Origin of the sequence: Desulfovibrio porci, assembly GCF_009696265.1 — a bacterium.
Lineage (GTDB): Bacteria > Desulfobacterota > Desulfovibrionia > Desulfovibrionales > Desulfovibrionaceae > Desulfovibrio > Desulfovibrio porci.
This window is the reverse complement of record NZ_VUMH01000016.1, coordinates 12,872-36,555: the sequence shown is the minus strand read 5'-3', so window position 1 is coordinate 36,555 and position 23,684 is coordinate 12,872. Positions and strand designations below refer to the sequence as shown.

Annotated in this window: 17 protein-coding genes; 7 read left to right on the top strand and 10 right to left on the bottom strand. The window is 62.1% G+C overall.

Annotated elements, in window-relative coordinates:
* Positions 1–72 precede the first annotated feature (72 nt).
* The 3 genes from ahbC to recA all read right to left on the bottom strand — a co-directional run bounded on the left by ahbC (position 73) and on the right by recA (position 5,137).
* Positions 73–1,254, bottom strand: coding sequence for a 12,18-didecarboxysiroheme deacetylase (ahbC, locus tag FYJ44_RS12845; RefSeq protein ID WP_154512777.1), 1,182 nt, complete (start codon positions 1,252–1,254; stop codon positions 73–75).
* 11 nt (positions 1,255–1,265) lie between these two features.
* Complete coding sequence (gene alaS / locus FYJ44_RS12840; protein ID WP_154512775.1) at positions 1,266–3,944, bottom strand: alanine--tRNA ligase; 2,679 nt, start codon at positions 3,942–3,944, stop codon at positions 1,266–1,268.
* An 89-nt stretch (positions 3,945–4,033) separates the two neighbouring features.
* On the bottom strand, positions 4,034–5,137 hold the full coding sequence (gene recA / locus FYJ44_RS12835; protein ID WP_154512773.1) for a recombinase RecA: 1,104 nt from the start codon (positions 5,135–5,137) through the stop codon (positions 4,034–4,036).
* Between the two features lie 190 nt (positions 5,138–5,327).
* Between recA and FYJ44_RS12830 the strand changes: the two genes are divergently transcribed.
* The 3 genes from FYJ44_RS12830 (at position 5,328) to FYJ44_RS12820 (ending at position 8,815) form a co-directional block, all read left to right on the top strand.
* Entirely contained in the window at positions 5,328–6,419 is a 1,092-nt protein-coding gene (locus tag FYJ44_RS12830; RefSeq protein WP_154512771.1) for an adenine nucleotide alpha hydrolase family protein, read from the top strand.
* Between the two features lie 161 nt (positions 6,420–6,580).
* Positions 6,581–6,943 (top strand): RNA polymerase-binding protein DksA, encoded by a 363-nt coding sequence (dksA, locus tag FYJ44_RS12825; protein WP_154512769.1) that lies wholly within the window; start codon positions 6,581–6,583, stop codon positions 6,941–6,943.
* Between the two features lie 228 nt (positions 6,944–7,171).
* Positions 7,172–8,815: an NFACT RNA binding domain-containing protein gene (locus tag FYJ44_RS12820; protein ID WP_229772703.1), complete on the top strand. Its 1,644-nt coding sequence runs from the start codon at positions 7,172–7,174 to the stop codon at positions 8,813–8,815.
* Positions 8,816–8,841: 26 nt separating this feature from the next.
* On the opposite strand, the gene FYJ44_RS12815 is transcribed toward FYJ44_RS12820, so the two are convergent.
* The 7 genes from FYJ44_RS12815 to FYJ44_RS12785 all read right to left on the bottom strand — a co-directional run bounded on the left by FYJ44_RS12815 (position 8,842) and on the right by FYJ44_RS12785 (position 16,151).
* Entirely contained in the window at positions 8,842–9,306 is a 465-nt protein-coding gene (locus FYJ44_RS12815) for a YbaK/EbsC family protein (RefSeq protein WP_154512767.1), read from the bottom strand.
* A 302-nt stretch (positions 9,307–9,608) separates the two neighbouring features.
* Positions 9,609–10,037 carry a DMT family transporter gene (locus FYJ44_RS12810; RefSeq protein ID WP_154512765.1) on the bottom strand — a complete coding sequence of 143 codons (429 nt, stop codon included), beginning with the start codon at positions 10,035–10,037 and terminating at the stop codon, positions 9,609–9,611.
* Positions 10,038–10,481: 444 nt separating this feature from the next.
* Complete coding sequence (locus FYJ44_RS12805; RefSeq protein WP_154512763.1) at positions 10,482–11,435, bottom strand: carbohydrate kinase family protein; 954 nt, start codon at positions 11,433–11,435, stop codon at positions 10,482–10,484.
* 26 nt (positions 11,436–11,461) lie between these two features.
* Complete coding sequence (gene cutA / locus FYJ44_RS12800; RefSeq protein WP_154512761.1) at positions 11,462–11,785, bottom strand: divalent-cation tolerance protein CutA; 324 nt, start codon at positions 11,783–11,785, stop codon at positions 11,462–11,464.
* 167 nt (positions 11,786–11,952) lie between these two features.
* Positions 11,953–14,616, bottom strand: a complete 2,664-nt coding sequence (locus FYJ44_RS12795) for a hybrid sensor histidine kinase/response regulator (RefSeq protein ID WP_154512759.1) — start codon at positions 14,614–14,616, stop codon at positions 11,953–11,955.
* A 70-nt stretch (positions 14,617–14,686) separates the two neighbouring features.
* The gene (locus FYJ44_RS12790) at positions 14,687–15,037 is read right to left on the bottom strand and encodes an Hpt domain-containing protein (protein WP_154512757.1); all 351 of its coding nucleotides are present in this window, start codon (positions 15,035–15,037) and stop codon (positions 14,687–14,689) included.
* Positions 15,038–15,047: 10 nt separating this feature from the next.
* Positions 15,048–16,151, bottom strand: coding sequence for an HD domain-containing phosphohydrolase (locus FYJ44_RS12785; RefSeq protein ID WP_154512755.1), 1,104 nt, complete (start codon positions 16,149–16,151; stop codon positions 15,048–15,050).
* Positions 16,152–16,617: 466 nt separating this feature from the next.
* Between FYJ44_RS12785 and FYJ44_RS12780 the strand changes: the two genes are divergently transcribed.
* The 4 genes from FYJ44_RS12780 to fliR all read left to right on the top strand — a co-directional run bounded on the left by FYJ44_RS12780 (position 16,618) and on the right by fliR (position 23,397).
* Positions 16,618–20,241 (top strand): PAS domain-containing protein, encoded by a 3,624-nt coding sequence (locus FYJ44_RS12780; protein WP_195841028.1) that lies wholly within the window; start codon positions 16,618–16,620, stop codon positions 20,239–20,241.
* Between the two features lie 314 nt (positions 20,242–20,555).
* Complete coding sequence (gene nth, locus FYJ44_RS12775) at positions 20,556–21,263, top strand: endonuclease III (protein ID WP_154512751.1); 708 nt, start codon at positions 20,556–20,558, stop codon at positions 21,261–21,263.
* Between the two features lie 105 nt (positions 21,264–21,368).
* A complete protein-coding gene (locus FYJ44_RS12770; protein WP_154512749.1) occupies positions 21,369–22,322 on the top strand; it encodes a chemotaxis protein in 954 nt (317 codons plus the stop codon).
* A gap of 283 nt (positions 22,323–22,605) precedes the next feature.
* A complete protein-coding gene (fliR, locus tag FYJ44_RS12765) occupies positions 22,606–23,397 on the top strand; it encodes a flagellar biosynthetic protein FliR (protein WP_154512747.1) in 792 nt (263 codons plus the stop codon).
* Positions 23,398–23,684 lie beyond the last annotated feature (287 nt).

The window sequence follows — 23,684 nt, the reverse complement described above, 5'->3', positions numbered from 1 at the left end:
ATGGCACTCGACCAAGCGACAAGACGAGCTTGACGCCGAGGGCGGGCAAAAGAACCGGAGTCCGGCGCGTCGCTATATTCCGATTTCCTCGTCAGTCAGATAACAAGCCGGGTCCTGCGCCCACTCGTCGCCGTAAAAAGCCTCGGCCCTGGCCCGGAAGTTGCCGCCGCAGATGTTCAGATACCGGCATTTGGCGCAACGGCCGCCCACATGGGCCTTTTTGTTCTTGAGCTTGTGCAGCAGTTCGATGGACGGGTCGTCCCAGATCTGCGAGAAGGGCCGCTCCAGCACATTGCCGAAGACGTGTTCACGCCAGAACTGGTCGGCGTGCACCTTGCCGTCCCAGGAAATACAGCCGATGCCCCGGCCCGAATTGTTGCCTTCGTTGTACTGCAAGAGTTCAAAGACTTCCTCGGCCCGTTTGGGGTCCTCGCGCTGCAGGCGCATCCAGACATAGGGGCCGTCGGCGTGGTTGTCCACGGTGAGGATTTCCTTGGGATGGCCCGCGTCGAACAGGGCGCGGGTTTCATCCATGATCAGGTCCAGCACGGCGCGGGTTTCGGCGTGATCCAGATCTTCCTTGATCAGTTCCGAACCGCGTCCCGAATAGACCAGGTGGTAAAAACAGGCGCGCGGCACTTCCAGCTCTTTGAGCAGACGGAAGATGCCGGGGATTTCCGCCACATTGCGCTTGTTGATGGTGAAGCGCAGGCCCACCTTGAGGCCCTCGGCCTGGCAGTTGGCGATGCCTTGCAGGGCTTTTTTGAACGCGCCGGGCACGCAACGGAAATGGTCGTGCACGTCTTCCATGCCGTCCAGGGAAATGCCCACGTAGGACAGGCCCACTTCCTTGAGTTCGCGCGCTTTCTGCGGCGTGATCAGAGTGCCGTTGGTGGAGATCACCGCGCGCATGCCCTTGCCGGTGGCGTGGCTGGCCAGTTCCACCAGATCCTTGCGCACCAGGGGCTCGCCGCCGGAGAAAAGCATCACCGGCGCGCCGAAAGCCGCCAGATCGTCGATCATGGCCTTGGCCTGTTCGGTATTGATGTCGTCCGTGCCGTCCACTTCCACGGCATGGGCGTAGCAATGCACGCACTTCAGGTTGCAGCGCTGGGTCATGTTCCAGACAATGACCGGCTTCTTGTCCTTGGAGAATTGCAGCAGATGCGAGGGCAGTTTGCCGGATTCCCGGCCGTAGCGCAGCGCGTCCGAAGGTTCCACCTGCCCGCAGTACAATTTCGAAATGCCTATCATCAGGATAGTCCTTATTTTTCGATCAGGGTTTTCAGCACGGCAAAGGCTTCGTCCAGACCTTCGGGCCTGGCGCCTCCGGCCTGGGCCAGATCCGGACGGCCGCCGCCCGCGCCGCCGCAGGGCGCGGCCACCTGTTTGATCAGGGCCGGAGCCGTGAATCGGCCGTGCAAATCTTTGGAAACATAGAGCAGCAGGCCCACCTTGCCCTCTTCCACCGTGGCCAGACAGGCCACGCCCGCGCTGGAAAGACGCGAGCGCACGTCGTCCATGACCTCGCGCAACGCCTTGACCGGCACATTGTCCAGGCGCGCGGCCAGCAGGCGCACGCCGTTGACATCCTCGGCCCGGCGCAGCAGGTCCGCGCCCGTGGCGGGCGCGGCCGAGGCCTTTTCCGAGGCCTTGCGCATTTTCTTGACTTCCGTCTGCAAGGCCTGGACGCGCTCGGCCAGCTGGCCGGGTTTGGACTTGAGCATTCCGGCCAGAGCCGCGACCTCGGCGCGCTGCTCCGCGGCCAGGCTGTAGGCGTTCCAGCCGGTGACCGCCTCGATGCGGCGAACGCCCGCGGCCACGCCGGTTTCGGCCACGATCAGGAACGATCCGGCCTGGCCGGTGCGGCAGAGATGCGTGCCGCCGCAGAGTTCCACTGACTCGGGGCTTTCGCCCTCGCGGCCTACGCTCAGCACGCGCACGGTCTCGCCGTATTTCTCGCCGAACAGGGCCATGGCTCCGTCGGCCAGCGCCTGTTCGCGCGGCATTTCGCGCGCGGTCACCGGCAGGTCGGCCAGGATGGCGCGGTTCACGTCGCGCTCCACGGCGGCCAGTTCCTCGGGCGTCAGGGCCGCGATGTGCGAAAAGTCAAAACGCAGGCGCTGCCCGTCCACCAGGGAACCGGCCTGCTTGACGTGGCCGCCCAGCGTCCGGCGCAGGGCCGCGTGCAGCAAATGCGTGCAGGTATGGTTGCGGGCCGTGGCCTGGCGGCTGTCCGCGTCCACGCTGAGGGCCGCCTCCTGTCCCGCGTGCAACTCGCCGCGCAAGACTTCAATTTCATGCACAATGAGGTCCGGCGCGGGCTTGCGGGCGGTCAGCACCCTGGCCTGGCCCGACGCGGCGGAGAGCAGCCCGGCATCGCCCGCCTGACCGCCGGATTCGCCGTAAAACGGCGTTTTTCCCGCCACGGCGAAGCCGGTTTCGCCTTCGCCCAGATGGTCCACGGGCGCGCCTCCGGCGTTCAGCAGAGCCGTGATCGGGCTTGCGGCCGTGAGGCTTTCATAACCCACAAAGACGCTGCGCAGGCCGTCGGCGGCCAGCTTTTTGAAGGTCGCGTCGCCCTGCCCCGCGCCCTGGCCCAGCAGGCCGCCCTTTTTCTGATGCTCGCGGGCGCGCTCGCGCTGTTCGCGCATGTGGGCTTCAAAACCCGGCCCGTCCGCCGTGAAGCCGCGCTTGCCCGCCACGTCCGTGACGATATCCAGGGGGAAGCCGTAGGTATCGTAGAGCTTGAAGCAGAACGCGCCGGGGATGACCGTCTGCCCGGCGGCGCCCAGGCGTTGCAGTTCCTCGTCCAGCAGATGCAGGCCCTTTTCCAGGGTCAGGGAGAAGCGCTGCTCCTCCTCGAACACCGCGCGGTCGATGAAATCCGCGTTTTCCGGCAGGTCGGGGTAGGCTTCGCCCATGACCTCCGTCACCTTGCGGGCCACCTTGTGCATGAATGGCTCGTGCACGCCCATGAGCGTGGCGAAGCGTAGGGCCCGGCGGATCAGACGGCGCAGCACGTAACCCCGGTTCTCGTTGGAAGGCAGCACGCCCTCGGCAATGAGAAAGGCGGCGGAGCGGCTGTGGTCGGCGATGACGCGCAGGGCCGTGTCCACGTCGTTGGTGTCCGGCGCGCTGAAACTGTAGGTCACGCCCGCCAGCCCGGCCGCGTACTGGATGATTTCCTGAAAAAGATCGCAGTCGAAGTTGGATCGCTTGCCCTGGCAGACCGCGGCAATACGCTCCAGGCCCATGCCGGTGTCGATGTTGGGCGCGGCCAGCAGGGCGCGGCTGCCGTCGGCGGCTTGGTCGAACTGGGTGAAGACCAGGTTCCAGATTTCCAGAAAGCGGTCGCAGTCACATTTGCCGATGCCGCAGTCCGGCCCGCAGGACATGTCCTCGCCCTGGTCGATGTAGATTTCGGAACAGGGGCCGCAGGGGCCGGTATCGCCCATGGTCCAGAAATTGTCCTTCTCGCCCATGCGGATGATGCGCGCGTCGGTGAGTCCGGCCACTTCTTTCCAGATTTCGGCGGCCTCGTCGTCTTCGCGGAAAACCGTGACCCAGAGCTTTTCCTTGGGCAGTTGCAGTTCCTCGGTGACGAACTGCCAGGCCCAGGTGATGGCCTCGCGCTTGAAGTAGTCGCCGAAGGAGAAATTGCCCAGCATTTCGAAAAAGGTGTGGTGACGCGCGGTGCGGCCCACGTTTTCCAGGTCGTTGTGCTTGCCGGACACGCGCAGGCATTTCTGGCAGGAGGCCGCGCGGGTGTAGGCGCGCGTCTCCTCGCCCAGAAAGAGCTTTTTGAACTGGACCATGCCCGCGTTGGTGAACAGCAGGCTGGGATCATTGGGCGGGATCAGCGGTCCGGACGGCACGACTTCGTGCCGGTGGCTCAGAAAAAAGTCCAGATAACGACGGCGGATTTCTTGGGCAGTCAGCATACGGGCTCCGTGGCGGGGCTGCCCGGCCAAAGCTGCGGCGGCCGGGGAAAGAATTACGGCCGGGGGAGAGAAGTCCCCGGCCCGGACGGCTACTCGTATTCCGGCGCGGCCGGGATTTCGGCGTCCAGCGGGGAAGCGCCCGCGTCCAGATCTTCGGGGCCGGGCGTGAATTCCTTGGGATGCATGCCCAGAAAATCAATGACCTTGGCCTCGATCTGATTGCGCAGGTCCAGGTTTTCATCCAGAAGGGCGCGCACCTTTTCCCGGCCCTGGCCCAGCTTTTCGGAGCCGAAGGCGAACCAGGAGCCGCTCTGCTCGACGATCTTGGCCTCAATGCCCAGATCCAGCAATTCGCCGGAACGGGAAATGCCCTGACCGTAGAGGATGTCGAAAATGGCGCTGCGGAACGGCGGAGCCACCTTGTTTTTGACCACCTTGACCTTGGTGCGCGAGCCGAAAGACTCTTCCTTGTCCTTGAGGGTCTGGATGCGGCGGATGTCCATGCGCACCGAGGAATAGAACTTGAGCGCGTTGCCGCCGGTGGTGGTCTCCGGGCTGCCGTAGCCCTGTACGCCGATCTTCATGCGGATCTGGTTGATGAAGATCACCGAGGTGCGCGACTTGTGGATGGTGCCGGTGAGGCGGCGCATGGCGTGGGACATGAGGCGGGCGTGGCCGCCCACCTGGGTTTCGCCCATGTCGCCCTCCAGTTCGGCCTGGGGAATCAGGGCCGCCACCGAGTCGATGACCACCAGATCCACCGCGCCGGAACGCACCAGCATGTCCGCGATGTCCAGAGCCTGCTCGCCATAGTCCGGCTGGGAGATAAGCAGGTCGTCGGTATTCACGCCCAGGCGCTTGGCATAGGCCACGTCCAGAGCGTGCTCGGCGTCCACAAAGGCGCAGGTGCCGCCCTGCTTCTGGCACTCGGCGATGATGTGCAGGGTAAGCGTGGTCTTGCCCGAGGATTCGGGGCCGAAAATTTCGGTAATCCGACCGCGCGGGATGCCGCCCACGCCCAAGGCCAGATCCAGGCCGATGGACCCGGTGGGGATCACGGGGATATTGACATGGGCCTCGTCGGACAATTTCATCACCGCGCCCTTGCCGTATTTGCGCTCAATGGTGCCCAGCGCGGTGTTCAGGGCTTCGAGACGGGCATTTTCAGGGCTCAGGGCCGGTTTTTTGGCCATAACTGTTATTGCTCCGGGTAAGAGATATTCAAGCGCATTATCTTAGCAAAGGGCGCAACGCAAGGCAAATGCCCCGGCCGCCCGTGATATGGCATCCTACCTTAACAGAGATAATTATCAATAGCTAAAAACCGGCCGGATCCGGCAAAAGTCTTGCGCTCGGGCGCGTCCTTCGCGTACAAGGCCGGACATGACTGCTTCTCCCGACATAATTGTCCTTTTTTCCGGCGGCCTGGACAGCATTCTGGCCGCCAAGGTGCTGGAAGATCAAGGCCTGCAGGTGCGTTGCCTGCACTGCGTCTCGCCCTTTTTCGGCGATGCGGAGGCCCTGCCGCGCTGGCGGCGGCTGCACGGCCTGGACATCGTCAGCCTGGACGTCAGCACGGATTTCGCGGCCCTGCTGCGCCGTCGGCCCGCGCACGGCTTCGGCAAGGTCATGAATCCCTGCGTGGACTGCAAGATACTGCTGCTGCGGCACGCCCGCCTGTACATGGAAACCGTGGGCGCGCGCCTGCTGGCCACGGGCGAGGTGCTGGGCCAGCGCCCCATGTCCCAGCGGCGCGACACCCTGCACCTGATCCCCCGCGACGCGGACGTGACCGGCCTGCTGTTGCGCCCGCTCTGCGCGCGCCTGCTCCCCCCCGTTCCGGCCGAGGAAAACGGCCTGGTGGACCGCTCGCGCCTGCTGGCCATTTCCGGGCGCGGGCGCGGCGAGCAACTGGCCCTGGCCGCGCATTTCGGCCTGAAGGAAATTCCCACACCCGGCGGCGGCTGCCGCCTGACCGAGCGGGAAAACGCCCGGCGCTACTGGCCCGTGCTGACCCGCCGCGCCGGGGACGGAGACGCGCTCGCGCGGGATTTCGCCCTGGCCAATCTGGGACGGCAGTTCTGGCGGCGTCTGGACGGACGCGATTACTGGCTCGGCGTGGGCCGCAACAATGCGGACAACAAACGGCTGGCCGCCGCAGCCGGACCGGAGGACGCCCTGCTCAGCCTGACCGGCCTGCCCGGCCCTCTGGGCCTGGCCCGCGAGGGCGCGGCCTGGCCGCGTCCCCTGCTGGAGGAAGCCGCCGCCCTGACCGCCTCCTACGCGCCCAAGGCCGTGGCCGCCCAAGGCCTTACCGCCCTGCGCGCGGACTGGCGGGACGGCGGCCAGGACCTGGCCGTGCCGCCGCAACGCGCGGGCACGCTCTGGTCTGAGCCTTCCTGGGAAGAGGTGCGGGCCGAAATCCGGGAAGAGGCCCGCCTCCGGCGGGAAGCGCAATCCCGGTCCGACGCCTGAGCCGCCGGAACAGGGCGCAATCCGCGCGACTCTTCCTCCTCAGAGGCGAAGTCTCTTTACAAATACGGTTTTTACAGCTATACATTCCTATTGCAACCTGAGAGAAGTCTACACGTTGAACCGACGCCGCATGCGCGACGCCCGGTCCGACCGGAGGATATATGGACCACAAAGATCTTGAATTTTTTCGCAAGCTCCTGTCCGACATGCTGGAGGAAGCCCAGCAGAAGGGCGACAGCACCATCGAGGAGTTGACCGACAGCAATGAAGTCTTCGCCGACCCGGCCGACCGGGCCACGGCGGAATCCGACCGCGCCTTCACCCTGCGCATCCGCGACCGCGAACGCCGCCTGATCCGCAAAATCCAGGCCGCCCTGCAACGCATTGATGACGGCACCTACGGCATCTGCGAAGAATGCGGCGACGAGATCAGCATTCCCCGCCTCAAAGCCCGTCCGGTGACGCGCCTGTGCATCAACTGCAAGGCCAAGCAGGAAGAGGATGAACATTTGCGCGGCGACTAGGCATGCGGCCTTTTTTGCCGCCGACGGCATTAAACAGCGCGGTCCGGCTTGGTTGCTTGCTGATCCATGCTCCCGCGCCGTTTATCCTCGGCATGGGTATCAAAGGCTGTAAGCGGCCTTGTCCCAACAGTCTTTAGCCCCGGCGACGACAAAAAATTTTCGCATTTCTCTGAAACCATACATTTTTTCCACTTTTCCCGCCCCCACAGGCGGGATTTTTCATGGTCAATGGCGCGAACGGGTCGGCCGCTGTTGCCGCCGGGTCTGTTCCCCGCTAATCTCATCCACATGGACGCCCATCTTTTCCGCCGCTTCTGTGACACGCTGCTCCCGCTGCTCACCGGCGCGCGCCTGGAAAAACTCCAGGAACCCGCGCCGGGCATGCTGACTCTGACCTTCTACGGCGCGGGCCGTAAGCACCAGCTCTGTCTGCGTTTCGGCCGCAAAGAGCCGTTCTGCTTTCTGACCGGAAACCGGATCAGCGCGGGTCACGCGCCCACAGCCCAGCTCATGCGCCTGCGCAAATACGCGGCGGACCGCCGGACGGCCGCCTGCGTGGCGCAATACTGGCAGCGGCGGCTCTGGCTGCTGCTGGGCAACCCGGCCCCCGCCGAAGCCGGAACCATGCTGACCTGGCTCTTGCTGGACCTGCGCGAGGGGCCGTCCCTGCATTTTCTGGACGCCCAGGCCGAACCGGAAGCGGAAGACGCGCGCTGGCCCGCTCCCGCCGAACTGGCGCAAGCCCGCCGCGACTGGCGGCAGTGGCCCGTGCTCACGCCCGCCCTGCGCCGCAGTCTGGAGCATTTGGAGGAGCCCGAACAATGGGCCTTGCTGGAAGATCTGCGCGCGGGCGGGGGAGATGTTTTTCTATACCGGGGCGCGTCCGGCATACGCGCCATCTCGGCCTGGCCCCTGCCCCCGGCCCTGCGCGGCGAGCTGCGGGAGGAAAGCGGCCCGGACGTTCTTCCCCTGCTGGAACAGGCCGGGCAGAGTCTGGTGCTGGAACGGCTGGCCAGGGACCAGGCCACGGCGGCGGCCCAGCCCCTGACCCGGCGCGGGCGCAAGCTGGAACGCCTGCTGGACAAATTACGGGAGGAGGAAGCCCGGCTGAAGGGCATGTGCGCCGCCCAGGCCGACGCCCTGACCCTGCGGGAAAATCTCTGGCGCTGGCCGCCGGAACTGCGCGCGCCCGGCGTCAGCGTACCGGAAGGGGAGCACGGCCCGGCGCGGGAAATCAGGCTGGATCCGCGCTACACCGTGCGCGAAGCCATGGAACGCCTTTTTCACACGGTCCGGCGCGGGCGGCGCGGTCTGGAACATCTGGCCCTGCGTCGCGCGGCTCTGGAAGCCGAGGCCGCAGCCCTGGAACGCGCGCGCCGGGAGAGCATGGCGGGAGCCGCGGCCGGAAATGCGAAAAACGCTGCGGCTCCCGGCCCGCAAGGGATGGCCGGAACAACTGGTGTCGCCCTGCCCGGCGGCCTGCCCAAAAACGTGCAGCTTTTCATCAGCGAGGACGGCTTCGCCCTGCTGCGCGGACGCGACGCCAAAGGCAATCTGGCGGCGCGCAAGCTGGCCGCGCCCCATGATATCTGGCTGCACGCCGACAACGGGCCGGGCTCGCATGTGATCATCCGCCGAGCCCACGGCGGCCAGCCCGTGCCGGAGCGTACCCTGGACCAGGCGGGCGGCCTGGCCGCCTGCAAAAGCTGGCAGCGCGACGCGGCCAAAGCGCGCATCCTCTATGCCGAGGTGCGCCACGTGAAAGCCCTGCGCAACGCTCCGGCGGGCACCGTGCGGGTGGACAAGGTTTTCGCCTCGCGCGAGGTCCCCGTGGACCACGACCTGGAAATCAGGCTGCTGCCCGGCGCGTAGCGCGCAGCGTCCGGGGAAGCGCCGTATTATTCCGCCTTGCAGACGTCCACCCAGACGCCGCGCGTCACCCGCTCCAGGTCCGCCAGGGAAATTTCCACGGCGTTGTTGGGCGCGCCCGCGGCCGGATAGACCGGGTCGAAACGCTTCAGGCTCGCGTCCAGATAGACGGGCACGCCGTCCGGCAGGGCAAAAGGGCAGACGCCGCCCATGGGGTGGCCCACCAGACTTTCCACGTCCTCGGCCTTGATGAAATGGGCTTTCTCGTGAAAAACGTCCTTGAACTTGCGGTTGTCCAGCCGGGCCGTGCCCATGACCACCAGCACCAGCGGCCCGTCCTTGCCCAGCAGGGAAAGGGTCTTGGCGATGCGCCCCGGCTCGCAGCCGACAGCACGCGCCGCCAGATCCACCGTGGCGCTGGAGACCTCGAACTGGCGGTAGGCCGCGCCCAGGCCGTGCCGCTCCAGAAATTCCCGTACCGCATCCACCCGCATGGCTTCCTCCTCCGAAGTGTCTGGCGGCATGCTCACGTTAAAAACGCATCCACCGCCCCAAGCAATACGCCCTCATCCACGAGTCTACACGATGAAGGCTGAAAGAAGCTGACACTTCCGCCACAACATTTCAATATTTTCAACATCGCAAGACCGTTGAGCATACCGCCACGAGATGGTTTTTCGAGGTATATCAAGGAAAACGAATCCGCTTTGAAGGAGTGTACTCTTCCGGTACTCGACTGAGAAAGCGGGGGAAGTTTGACGCAGAGATAACCGAAAAGACACTCGTGGCGGCATGCTCAGCGGCGGAATATCAGCAGCAAGCCGGCCAGCACCAGGGCAAAACCCGCCAGTCGCCGCCAGCCGAAAGGCGTCACCGGCAGGCCGAACCAGCCGAAATTGTCGATAACAGCCGCCATGACCAGGTTGCCGAAAATCATGGCCAGCACGGTGGTCAGCGCGCCGATGCGCGGCACGGCAATAACGGTGTTCAGCACCATGACCGCGCCCAGAATGCCGCCGATCCACTGCCAGGGCGGCGTTTCCGCCACGCGCGACAACTGGCCCCGTCCGAAAAAGAATACGGCCAGGGCCAGAAAGCACGCGCCGACCGTAAACGAAATCAGGCTGCTTTCCAGCACGCCCACAGTGCGGCTCAAGGCCGCGTTGATCGGCGACTGCATGGCGATCATGCAACCGGCCACCAGCATCAGCAGAATATACAACATAGAGGCTCCGTCCTTTAACGCAATTTCACGTTGAAATTGCTCCGGCGGCTGCGAGAGCAACCGCCCGCCACAAAGGCGTGCGCGCAATGTATTTGCGCAGGTAAGCGCCGAAGTGGGCGTCTTTACACGTTAAAAATATACATTCTTAACGTCAATCTGCTCTCGGGCCTGTTAACACGATAGAATTTTTGTTTGCCTGCAAGGAAGATACACCTGCTTCGCGGGAGTATACTCTTCTGGTACTCGACTGAAAAAGGAGGTGAAATCTGACGCAGCAGGCGGGCAAAAAGGCATAGTGTCAGCAGGACCGAGGACGAGTCTGGTCCAGGGCTGTCTCGAAAAAAAACGGCTTCGTTTCCTGCCACACAAGCGGGTCATTCCGGACCAGGGGGAGCGCTGTCCTCCCGGACAGCGCTCGGTGGAAAAATTTTTTTAAGACGGCTTCTACGGAAGCAGGCCCTCGGGCAGCGGTCCGAACACGGCCTCATAGCGTTCCCGGAAGCGGGCCGGGGTATAGGCATGTTCCTGCGTACCCATTTTTTCCAGGGCGAAGCTGGCGCTCACCGAACCCAGCTTGGCGGCCTCGGGCATGGGCAAGCCGTGCGTGAGGCCTTTGAGCAGACCGGCGCGGTGGGCGTCGCCCGCGCCGGTGGGGTCCGTCACGTTCGCAGGCGGCGCCGGCGGAATGCGCACTTCCGTGCCGTCGGCCCCGCGCACCAGCGCGCCTTCCGCGCCCAGAGTGGTCACCAGCCAGAGCGTGCGGCCCAGAAGCTCGTCCTCGCTCTTGCCCGTGGCCTTGCAGATCATGTTCAGTTCATAGTCGTTGGTGATGCAGGCCAGCGAACCCTCAATAGCCGCCAGCAGATCCGGACCGGAAAGCACGGGCAGCTGCTGGCCGGGATCATAGATGTAGGGTATGCCCTTCTCCTTGTAGAACGAGGGCAGACGGCGCATGTCCTCCACATTGCCGGGCGAGACGATGGCCATGTCATGCTCCGGATCAAGTCCGGGGAACGCGTAGTCGGCGGGCAGGGTCATGGCGCCGGGGTAAAAGCCGGTGATCTGGTTGCTGTTCATGTCCGTGGTGATGTAGCAGAGCGCGGTGAAGATGTCCGCGTCGCGCCGGATGCCGTCAAGCGGCAGGCCCAGTTTGTCCAGGGCTTCGGCATAGGGCACGAAGTCGCGCCCGGCGGCAGCCACTATAACCGGCTTTTCGCCGAGCAACGCCAGGGAATAGGCGATATTGCCCGCGCAGCCGCCGCGCCGCTCGTCCATGCCGTCCACCATGAAGCTGACATTGATCATATGCAGCTTGTCCATCAGGATATGATCCTGAAAATTGCCGGGAAAGGTCATAATGCGGTCAAAGGCCAGAGAACCGGAAACGTAGATGGACATGTTCACCTCACTGTTGCGGATACGCTCTACGGCGCGGACGGCAGGCTGTTTTCCTCAATCCAGCGCAAAAAAGGCTGGTGCCCGGCCTCCAGGGGCAGGGCCACGATACAGGGCACTTCATAGCTGTGCGCGTCACGCACGGCCGCGCAAAAATCCTCGAAAGCCGCCCGGCTGACCTGGGCCAGCAGCAGGCATTCCCCGGCCTCGCGCACCTCGCCTTGCCAGCGGTAGACCGAGCACGCGCCGGGCAGCACATTGACGCCCGCGGCCAGGCGGGTTTCCACCAGCATCCGGGCCAGCGCCAGAGCCTCGGGCTCATCAGGCACGGTGACATACACCAGAAACGACATGCTCCCTCCGGCGCGCGGCGCGGCCTTCGCGCCCGCCACGCGAGGCCAGTTTACACGGCCTTGCCCTGGTGGTCCAGCCGAGCGGCTGGAGCAACAGGACAGGCGCATGGATGGCCCGGCCCTGGCCGGGAGAGGGGCCGCCGGGGGACTCCCCGGCGGCGGGCGCACTACGTGAGGTCTGAGGCGAGATGCGAGGCAATGAGCCGGTACAGCGCGGGCACGTCAATGGGTTTGGCCAGATGACCGTTCATGCCCGCCTCTGTGGCGGCCGCGATGTCTTCATTGAAGGCGTTGGCCGTCATGGCAAGAATGGGGACGTTTTTCGCGCTTGCATGCGCCGAAGCGCGGATTGCCCTGGTCGCCTCGTAGCCGTCCATGACCGGCATCTGCACGTCCATGAGGATCAGCGCATAGCGCCCCGGCTCCGAACTCGTGAATTTTTCCAGGGCTTCCTGGCCGTTTTCGGCGCACTCGACGGCCGCGCCCGTCATTTCAAGAAATTCCTGGGCCACCTCCCGGTTGAACGCGTTATCTTCAACCAACAAAACGCATTTCCCGGAGAAATCATACTGCTCGCCGGAGACCCCGGACCCGGCCTTGGGCGAAATGCGCCGGGTGACTGAAAGCAGGGTGTCATACAGCGTGGAGGCGAAAAACGGTTTGGGGATAAAAGCGTCAACCCCGGCCTCGCGCGCCTGCCGCTCAATAGGCGCCCAGTCGTAGGCGCTGATAATAATGATAAGCGTGTCCGGCCCGACCTCCCGGCGGATGCGCCGCGCGGTTTCCACGCCGTCCATGTCGGGCATCTTCCAGTCAATGAAGCAGACGTCGTAGTCATCGCCGTGCTCGTGCGCCCGCAAGATACATTCCACAGCCTCCCCGCCGCTGAGCACCCAGCGCGTGCGCAGGCCCATTTTTTCCAGCAGGAGCGAAGCATGCTCGCAGGTGCCGCGGTCATCGTCCGCCACCAGCACCTTGAGCGGGTCCAGCCCGGCGAAATCCTGCGGTGTCCGGCGTCCGCTCAGGCCGAAGGGCAGTTCCACAGTGAATTCCGTCCCCTCGCCCTCCCGGCTTTTTACCGTGATGCCGCCACCCATCAGAGAAACAAGGTTTTTGGTAATGGCCATACCGAGTCCCGTGCCCCCGAAGGTTGTGGAGGTGGAGGCCGTGGCCTGTTCAAAGGGACGGTACAGACGGCTGAGGAAAGCCCGGCTCATGCCGATGCCCGTATCGCGGATAATGAAGCGGAAGCGGATGGTATTGTTCTTTTTGTGGAGTTGATGAATTTCCAGCCGGACAGCCCCGCCGGCCGGAGTGAACTTGACTGCGTTGGAGAGAATGTTGAGCAGAATCTGATTGAGACGCAAGACATCCCCGCACAATTCCTCCTCATCGACTTCGGACAGGGATATTTCAAAATTCTGCTCCCGCTCCTGCGCCTGCGGCTGGATAAGATTGACCACGGCCTGAATGGCCATCCGGAAATTGAAAGGCTCGTGCGCGATGGACAATTTGCCGCCCTCAATCTTGGACATGTCGAGCACGTCGTTGATGAGGCCGAGCAGATGGCGCGAAGACTGGGCTATTTTGCCCAGACAGTCCTCCACTCTGGCCGGATCGTCCAGCCTGCTCATGGCAATGGTGGTCATGCCGATAATGGCGTTCATGGGCGTGCGGATTTCGTGCGACATATGAGAGAGAAAATCGCTCTTCGCGGCATTGGCCTTGCGCGCGCTTTCCAGGGCGTCGCTCAGTGTCCGCTGGTAGGCGATGGCGTCGGTCTGGTCGGCCAATACCGTAATATGGCGTTCCAAAGCACCGTTCTGGTAAACGGGATAAACCCGGATTTTGAATTGCCGTCCGTTCACGGCAAAGGCGACGTCCCGTTCAACCGGGCCGCGCAGGCTTCCGTCGTTGAAAACGGTCCGCAACCAGTCAGTTACCTCGCACGGCAGCAGGGAATACAAGGCATTGTTGTCCCGGTACAGCTCATCAGCATCCAGGCCGAGGATGCGTCCACTGTTGGAGCTGATGTATTCAAACTTTTCTTTGCTGCGGGCAATCAAAAAAACTTCGTCTATGTTTTCGGCCAGCAGGTTGAACAGCTTTTCCCGATAGGCGATTTCCCTGTTTTTCTTGCGCTCAAGCCTGTTCGTGAAAACAATCAGCCAGATGAGCAGCCCACCCATCAGCAGGGTAACCAGAATGGAGAAGACTCTTGTCCTGTCCATATCGGCCAGAATCGCCGCGCTTCTGCGATCGGCGGACTTGCCGAAACGGTCCAGCACGCCGTCCAGCGTTTCCAGATACGGAAGCAGCTCACGCCTGTAGTATGCATTGGCCTGATCAAATGTTGCGACTCCGGCGATTTCCCGGACCGCCCGTCTCCGGACCTGCCGGAACTCATGCAGCACCCTTTCCAGAGCGTCCAGATCCTCCTTTTCACCCAGATAGATAGGCTTGATCCTCGCGATGGCATCATCCTGCGCCTTCTCCTGACGGCTCAGTATTTCTTCGAACTTCGCGGGACTCAGGCCAGGCGTGGAGAGCAGGGCGGGCAAGGTGTTCCGCATCTCGTAGATGCGGGCTTTCATCTCCCGGGCTTCGCGCGAAACCAGATATGGGTGCTCATAAAGTCTCGTTGTTGACTCGCCCATCCGGTACATGGCGAAAACCACAAAGGCGACATAGCAGAGCGTGATGACGCAAAGACCCAGCATCCGCAGGTTTCTTGGAGACACGGCGGCGTATTTTCCGCCGAAAACGGCTGTATCGTTCTTTGCGCGCGACTCTGTCGCCGCGCTGTCCGGGAATGCGACGCGAATTTTCATATGCTGATCCCGATCCCACTCCGCCTGTCGGCGCGGTGCGGGTTCATCAGAGGTAAAAGCGTCCGTTGCCCTACGAGCGCAACGCTGCGCAGATATTATTGTAGCTGTCTGTAATCTCCGGCATCATGCTGACGGCTTCATCCCAGTCGCCGTTACGGATGTGCTGTTCCTGTCGCAGCACCAGCTCCCGCATGCTTTCGCAGCCCAGGGCGCCGCAGACGCTTTTCAGCGAATGCGCGGCCACCCCCGCCGCTTCGCGCTCACCGGCGGCAACGGCCGCCAGCAATCGGGCATAACTTTCTTCCGTAAGAAATTTTTGCAGATAGCGCGCCAGCATGGCTTCATTGCCCATAAAACGCTCAAGAGCGACGCTCAATGCGATTCCAGCCTCTTCCAGCCGCGTTTTCCTGTCCTGATCCATTTCTTCAACCTCATTTCCGGGCATCCGTCGCGCCGGTCAGGTAAAGGTTCCGTATCCGGCCTTCAATAGCCTGAAAACACGCCAGAAGCCGGGGATTGAATACGCCGCACGCTCCGCCGCAAATCATGCCGACGGCTTTGTCGAAACTAAAGGCCTCCTTGTACACCCTTTTGCTGACCAGGGCGTCGTAGACGTCGGCAATGGATACAATCTGCGCCCAGAGGGAAATATCGTCGCCCTTGAGTTTGTCCGGATAGCCGCTCCCATCCCAGCGTTCGTGATGATGCCGGGCGATGTCGTAGGCGTAGTCAAAAAAGGGAAGATCCCGCATCTGGGGAATTTGTGCCAGAAGGCGGCATCCTTCGGTGGTATGCGTTTTCATTATTTCAAATTCCTCGGCGGCAAGCCGCCCTGGCTTGTTCAGTATGGCGTCGGGAACGGATATTTTTCCCACATCATGCATGATGGCGGCCAAGGAAATATACTGGATTGTTTCCTCCGAAAAGCCTTCTCCCAGGGAAGAACAGGTCAGAAAGAGCCGGGCTATGTCGTGAATCCGCCGGACATGCTCGCCGGATTCGCCGCTGCGGAACTCAATGGCCGTGGCCAGAGAGGCTATCATCCCCATGTTCAGCTTCAGGATACGCTCGGCCTGCTGCTGTATTTCAGCCTTTTGCCGGTCGACAAGGTCCGCGAAGCGTTCGCGCGCCACAAAAAGTTCAATGACGGAATTGACGCGGCGCTGCACGATATAGGGCGAAATAGGCTTGGGGATGACATCCATCACGCCGAGGTCGTAAGCCTGCTTGATGACGCGCTCGTCCGCTTCGCCCGTAATCAGAAACACGGGAATCCGGCCGACCACCTTCTCTTTGCTGAGTTCAGCCAGCATGGTCATGCCGTCCATCACCGGCATGACCACGTCAAGCAGGATGGCGCAGACGCGTTGCCCGCGCTGCCGGAGCTTCACAAGCCCCTCCCGGCCGTTTTCCGCCATTTCAATGAGATAAGACCCGGCGAAAATATTTGCCAGCAGCGCGCGGTTCATTTCGCTGTCGTCAACAATGAGCACCGTGTCCGGAGCATCCGCCCGGCATCTGAATGAAGTTTCCATACGCCTTTGCTTACGAGTTGCACAGCATGTAACATTTTATATCGTGATTTTCCCCAGGCCCGAAAACGATATACGGCCTAAATATATACCTCACCTTCACTGCAAACCCAATTAAATCTAAAATGCGCAATATAAAAATAAATATGCTAAAAATCGTAATTGATTGCCTTTTTAAATATATTTCTTGTATTCATTAATCGTGTAGAATATGGTTTGAATAAAGCGTTTTAGCAATTTCTTCAAGTGTTCACATATCATAATTTTATCAATACACTTGCTCAAAATCTTAATATCATAAAAAACATAATGTACACTTATATAATTATATTTTTATCTATTATCAGCATGATCTCCTGCTGATCAATGTAGAGGAGAAGCCCGGATGACCCTGCTTATCAAGAGAGAGAGAGAGAGAGAGAGAGAGAGAGAGTATAATATAAGTATTGTTATTGTGATGAATACAGACATGAACGACATACTGCAGACCATGTCCACCGCGACGCTTTGTTTCGTCCTGTTTTTTTCGCTGACGGCGTCACTCGCGCGTGGCGCGACCCCTGATCCCGTTTCCGCGCCCATCCCCTCCCTGCCCTTTCCCGGCGAGGAAACCTTGCGGGACATGCCCATGACGCCCGGCAGCATCCGCGTCGGCTGTCCCACGGACTTTCCGCCCTATGCCTTTCTGGATGAAAAAGGTCGGCTTACAGGCATCTATCCCGAACTCATCACGACCCTGAACCTGCGCCTGAACGGCCTGCTTCAGGCCGTTCCACTGGAAGCAAACTATCCTTCCGGCAATATTCTCGCCCAATGGCCCGTGGAGGCCGTCATGGGCCCCGCGAAAGAACTGCCCGCCGACGCGCGGCTGTCCATGTCCATTTTCCGCTCTCAAGCCGTCTATCTCGGGCCGGAGCGGAGCAACGGCATGCGCCTGCTGCGCAAAAATCCCCTGCTGGCCATCGCCCTGCCCCACACTCCGGCTCTGACCGCCGTCCGCAGCCAGTACTCCAACATGTCCTTCACCTACCGGCGTACTCTGGACGAGGCCGTGCTGGCGGTGCGCGCGGGCGAGGGCGGCCTTATCATCGGCGACGAGCTTTCCGTACTGGCCGGAAAGCGGGCGCTGCCTGACGGTTTCAACGTTCTGGGTCACGTGGGCAGCCAGTACCACGGTATCGGCGTACGTCCGGATTTGGACAACGTGCTGACGCTGCTGGACAACGCGCTGCTCAACCTGCCGCCTCAGGAGCGGGAAAGCATTCTGAACGCGTGGCGCGGCACGGGTCAGGCCCTGCATCTGAGCAGGGCGGAGAAAGTCTGGCTGGCTGCCAATCCCACCATACGCGTGGCCGTATACAGTCGCATGCCGTATGCCGACATGGCCCGGAACAGTTTCGTCGGCATGGCCGCCAGTTATCTGGAACGGCTGGGCCAACAACTGCATGTGACCTTCAGACCCGTGCCTGCGGCGGACAGGCAGACAGCGCTGCAACTTCTTCGGCAGGGCAAGGCGGACATGCTGGCGGCGCTCTCCGTCGTCACAGCGGAAAAGGAAGGTCTGCGGACGACGCGGCCCTGGTTGAACGTCTCCGTGGCCATCGCCTCGCCCCAAGATGCTGTGAAGCCCGACCTGGAAAGCCTCAACGGTCAGAACTTGAGCGTCGTCGGGCACAGCCTGACCGCGGAATGGATCGCGGCCAACAATCCCGGCATCACCCTGCTGCCCGAAGCCGGCGAGGCGGCGACCCTGGACGATGTGGACAGGGGCCGGGCGCAGGCGGCAGCGGGTGAGCTGGACAGCCTCATCCATTACATTCGGCGCGACCGCCTGGACAACATTTCCGTCAGCGGCTTCACGCCCTTCACCCAGAAGCTGGGCTTTGCGGCGCGCGCCGATCTGCCCCTGCTGCAATCGGCTCTGGACAAAGGGCTCGCCGCCATTCCTCCGGCCACGTCCCGACAGATCTACCTGCAATGGGCGCAGGCCGTGGAAGTGCCCTTCATGGACTGGGAAATGTTCTGGCGCTATGCCCTGACCGCGTTGTTCTGCATGCTGGCCATCGTGGGCGTGTTCGCCCATGTGAACCGCAAGCTGCGCCGGGAAATCCGGGAACGGCAGAAGGCCGAAGGCATCCTCAAACTCATTTTTGCGCACATGCCGGCGGCGCTCACGCTCTGCGACGCCCGGGCGCGCTGCATCGACAGCAACCGGGGCGTGGCCGAGGCCTACGGCCTGCGCCAGGAAAACCTCAGCGGCAAAACCTTCACCCAGGCCGGCGAGGAGGCCGCCCTGCCGCTGGCCGCCCTCGTCGAACTGCGCCGCCTGGAATCCGTGGCGGACCAGGCATTCGCAACCCGCCGTTGCCAGGACACCCGGCACGTCAACCCGCTCAATCAGGAGAACGCCTATTTCAACACTTGGTTCATGCCGCTCTTTGACAAGGACGGCAAGCCCGACTGCCTGATCGTGCTCAGCGTGGACATTACCCCCGCCATGCGTCTGGAGCAGGAACTGCGCCGGCGACTGGCCCTGAGCCAGGAAATCATGGATTCCCTGCCCCTGCCAGTGTGCGTGCATGGAAGCGACGGCGCGTTTCTGCTGGTCAACAAAGCCTACGGTGAGTTCATGGGGCTGCCGACGGCGGAACTGCCGGGCAAAACCGTGCAGGACCTGCCCCTGCTGACCCCGGAGCAGCGCGTGCACTATCGGGAGCAGATCGCCGCCCTGCTGGAGGGCGGCGGCAGCGTGCGGGAGGAAACCTTTTTTCTGAGTCCGGACGGCGCCAAACGCACGATTCTGAGCTGTCTGAGCGCTTTCGCCGTGGCCGAGGGCGAAGCGCCGCTGGCGGCGGGAGCCATTGTGGACATCAGCGAACGCAAAGCCCTGGAAGAAGACCTGCGCGCAGCCCTGAACAAGGCCGATAAGGCCTCCCAGGCCAAAAGCTGTTTTCTGGCCCACATGAGTCATGAACTGCGCACGCCCATGAACGGCATTCTGGGGCTGAGCGAACTGCTGCTGCATGAGGATCTCACGCTCAGGCAGCGGGATTTTCTGGAAAAAATCCATTTCTCCGCCCGCATTCTGGTCCGGATCATCGGCAATATCCTGGAATTTTCCCGCCTGCAGAGCGACGCGCTGTATCTGAACGAATCGGTCTTTGATCTGCGCGAGGTGCTGGATTCGGTGCAGGCGGCGCTGGCCCCGGGCAGCCGCGCCAAAGGCCTCTCGCTCCGGTACAGTATCGCTCCGGACACGCCCTGCCTCTTGCTCGGCGACGGCGCCCGCCTCAGTCAGGTGCTGCTGGCCCTGGCCGGCAATGCCGTCAAATTCACGGAACAGGGCGGCGTCCGCATCCAGGCCGCTCTGGCGGAAAGGCGCGACGCGCAGGCCCTGCTGAGCTTCGAGGTCTGCGACAGCGGCATTGGTCTGGCTGGGGACGATCCGGCGCGGCTCTTCGAACCCTTTGCCCAGGGAGACGCGGGCATCCGCCGACGGCACGGCGGCGCGGGGCTGGGCCTGACCATCGCGCGCAAGCTGGTGGAAGCCATGCACGGCGAAATCAGTTGTGAAAGCGCGCCAGGCCGGGGTTCCCGCTTCAGTTTTACCGCCCAGTTCGATCTGGCCCGGACGCCGGACGCGGCGGAGGAGGAAGACGCGCCCGCCGGCAAAAGCGAAGAAAGGGAAGAAGATGCGGCCCTGAGCGCCATGTCTCCGGTCATCAAGGGCAGGCGCATCCTGCTGGCCGAGGACAATGCCGTCAATCAGTTGGTGGCGCGGGAACAGCTCACGGCCCTGGGCGCACAGGTGGACACGGCGGATGACGGCCTGGAGGCTGTGGAAAAAGCCCGCCGGAACAGCTATGACTGTATTATCATGGACATTCAGATGCCTCGCATGGACGGGCTCACGGCCACGCGCATGCTTCGGGACGATCCGGCCTTCAACGTGCCGGTGGTGGCGCTGACCGCGCACGCCCTGGAAGAGGACGTGCGGAAAAGCCTGGACGCGGGCATGGCCGCCCATCTGGCGAAACCCGTCGATCCGGCGGAACTGAGCGATGTGCTCTCACGTCTGCTGGAACACGATTGAGGTAGGGCGCTGCCAAGACAGACTCATCTAAAAAATCTTTATTTATTGACTAGATAGCTCAGCAGCGAACAAAAAGGGGCAAAGCCATCTTTGCTCCGCCGGAGCGAAGCGCATGCGGATGACTGGAGAGCAGAGATGTACTCAAGTACGTGAACAGCAAAAGCGCCGGATGACGCCGTCAGCGCCGAAAAGGCTGGTTTTGACGGATAATCACGATAAATAACAGACCGGTAAAACAAAAATTAGATGCGTCTGTCCTGAGGGCGCTGCCGAAGCGCCTTGCGGGCCGCAGCCGCCTGTGGCATAGCTGGGAGATGACAAAAACAGCGGAGTCCCGCCCGGCGCGGGCGCAAAAAGTTCTGGCCGCCCTTCAGGCCCGCTATCCCCGGCCCGAAACCCATCTCAACTCCCGCAACGCCTGGGAGTTGCTGGTGGCCACGGTGCTGGCCGCCCAGTGCACCGACGCGCGGGTCAACACCATCACGCCGGAACTTTTCCGGCGCTGGCCCGGCCCGGCGGAACTGGCGTGCGCCACGCAGGAAGAACTGGAAGAGGTCATCCATTCCGCGGGCTTTTACCACAGCAAGGCCAAAAATCTTCTGGGCGCGGCCCGCCGCGTGCGGGACCATTTTGACGGCCAGGTGCCCCGGGCTCTGGAACATCTGGTGACCCTGCCGGGAGTGGCCCGCAAAACCGCCAACGTGGTTCTGTTCGGCGCTTTCGGCATCAACGAGGGGCTGGCCGTGGACACCCACGTGAAACGGATCAGCCACCGGCTGGGCCTCACGGACCAGACCGACCCCGTGGCCGTGGAGCGGGATCTGATGGAACTTTTTCCACAAAAGGAATGGGGCGACGTCAACCACCGCATGGTCTGGTTCGGGCGGGATGTCTGCCACGCCCGCAAGCCATGTTGTGAAGCGTGCGAAATGGCGGCCTTCTGCCCACGCCTGGAGCCGCCCAAAGAACCGGGCCGCGCCGCGGCAAAACCGGCCGGGCGCCCGGTCGGCGCGCGCCGCTGAGGCTTTTCGGAAATTTCGCGGATATTTCCCCACCCGCCTTAAGGAAAGCGGACGGCGGCCGATAAGGTTCATTGACGCCGCTCCAGCCACAGGACGAGGACTGCCATGACCCAAAACAGCTTGCTCAACGTCAATAACAATGAGCTCGAAATCATAGAATTTCTCATTGATGAGAGGCTGCCCGACGGCGGCACCTACAGCGGCCACTACGGCATCAACGTGGCCAAGGTGCTGGAAATCATCCGGCTGCCCAGCGTGACCAGCGTGCCCAGCAAGCACGACGCCTCGGTGCTCGGCACTTTCAATCTGCGCGGCAAGGTGCTGCCCATCCTGAATCTGGCGGCCTGGCTCGGCAAGGAAATGGCCTCCGAAGAAAACAACAAGGTCATCGTCACGGAATTCAGCGGCGTGCAGGCGGCCTTTCTGGTTTCTTCGGTGACCAGCATCCACCGGATGACCTGGGACCGCATCGAACCGCCCAACCAGTACGTGCAGGCCTACTCGCGCGAAAGCATCACCGGCGTGCTGCGCATCCAGGACCGGGTGCTCTTCGTTCTGGATATGGAAAAGATCCTGGCCAGCCTGGACAGCACCCTGGACATGTCCCAGGTGGAGGTGGACACCACCCCGGTGGAAGGCGCGGGCGAATTTCACCTGCTGGTGGCCGACGACTCCAGTTCGTTGCGCCACATCATCAAGTCTTCGCTGGAAAAATCCGGTTTCCAGGTCACGGCGGTGGGCAGCGGCCGGGAAGCTTGGGATTATCTCACGCAACTGCGCAATGAGGCCCAATCCAAGCAGATGGAGCTCACCGATATGGTGCATCTGGTCATTTCCGACATTGAAATGCCGGAGATGGACGGCCACGCGCTGACGCTCAAAATCCGCGAGACGCCGGGCATGCAGCAGTTGCCGGTGATCCTCTTTTCCTCCCTGATCACCGAAGCACTGCACGACAAGGGCGTCAAGGTGGGCGCGGACCGTCAGGTTTCCAAACCCGATCTGCCCGGCCTGAGCAAAATCATCCGCGAACTGATCGCCGAAAAACTGCACAAGTGATTGCGCCGATCAGCTGACAACGGCGGCAGTTACAACAGCTCCCCTCCATTTTCGACTGCGCTTCAAGCAGCCCGCATTTGCAATGCGGGCTGCTTCGGCGTCAACGCACGCCGCCCTGCACGTCTGAAAACAAGTCGCTTTCAGCCGATCGCGAGCAGGCGGGACCGCATTCCCGCAACGGATCAAGGGCGCCGCAGGCTTTAAAATCAGGGACAAGGTAAAAACAAATCCGCCCGGTCGGGCCGCCGGGCCTTCTGGCAGTCTTTTTGCATTCAAACCCGGCATGGATGTCTTCAACTACGATCCGGCGGCAGTGCTGAGCCTGCTGCTCACCATCATGCGGGTGAGCATCGTCATGTTCATGCTGCCGGTCTTTTCCACCAACAATATTCCCATCCCGGTCAAGGCGGCGATCACCATCGTCTTTTCACTGGGAGTGTGGCCGCATTTGGCCCTGTCCGGCGCGGCCATGCCCGCCCATCCCTTTGACGTGGCGCTGATGCTGCTGGGCGAAGTTGTGCTGGGCTTGGTGCTTGGCATGGCCGTCAATTTTCTGTTCATGGGCATCCAGGCTGGAGGCGAACTGCTGGGCTTTCAGATGGGCTTCACTATGATCAACTTTGCGGACCCGCTCACCGGCAATCAGACCGGAGCCACGGCCTTTTTTCTCTGGATGGTTTCTCTGCTGGTCTTTCTGGCCCTGGACGGGCATCTGTACATGCTCAAGGGCTTTGCCGCCTCCTTCGCCCTGGTGCCGCCCGGCGGCCTGTTCATCGGTGAAAACCTGCTCTGGCAGGTGCTGCACTTGGCGGCACAGGTCTTCGTGCTGGCGCTGAAAATCGCCGCGCCCGTCATGGTGGCCCTGTTCATGGTGGAAGTGGCTCTGGCCCTGGTGGCCCGCACCTCGCCGCAGATCCACATCATGGAGTTCGGCTTTCCCATCAAGATCGGCGTGGGATTTTTCTTTGTGGGCCTGCTGCTGGTGGTCATGGCCGACCATGTGGAACAGTTCATCAGCGGCATGGACGCCCTGTTCACCAATCTGCTGCGCGGCATGAGCCCTCTGTATCAGTAAACGGCTTGCACCCGAGCGATATCCGGCGCATTTTTACCTTTAGTCGAATTATTCATTTGCCTCGCGGAAGCAGGCGAAGTATACTGTTTTCAACCTATTGAAACCTTTCATATTTTACGATTTTTCATTACATATCACGATATACTGTCAGTTAAGAATCAAATTTCTGCCGAGTCATAAAATATAAATTTTGATTACCTCTTAAGGTAAAAACTTTGCGTATATCGCTTATTATCATGCACGCGTATACGGCTGTTGATTTTGCGTGCTGCCACCGGAGTCTGAGG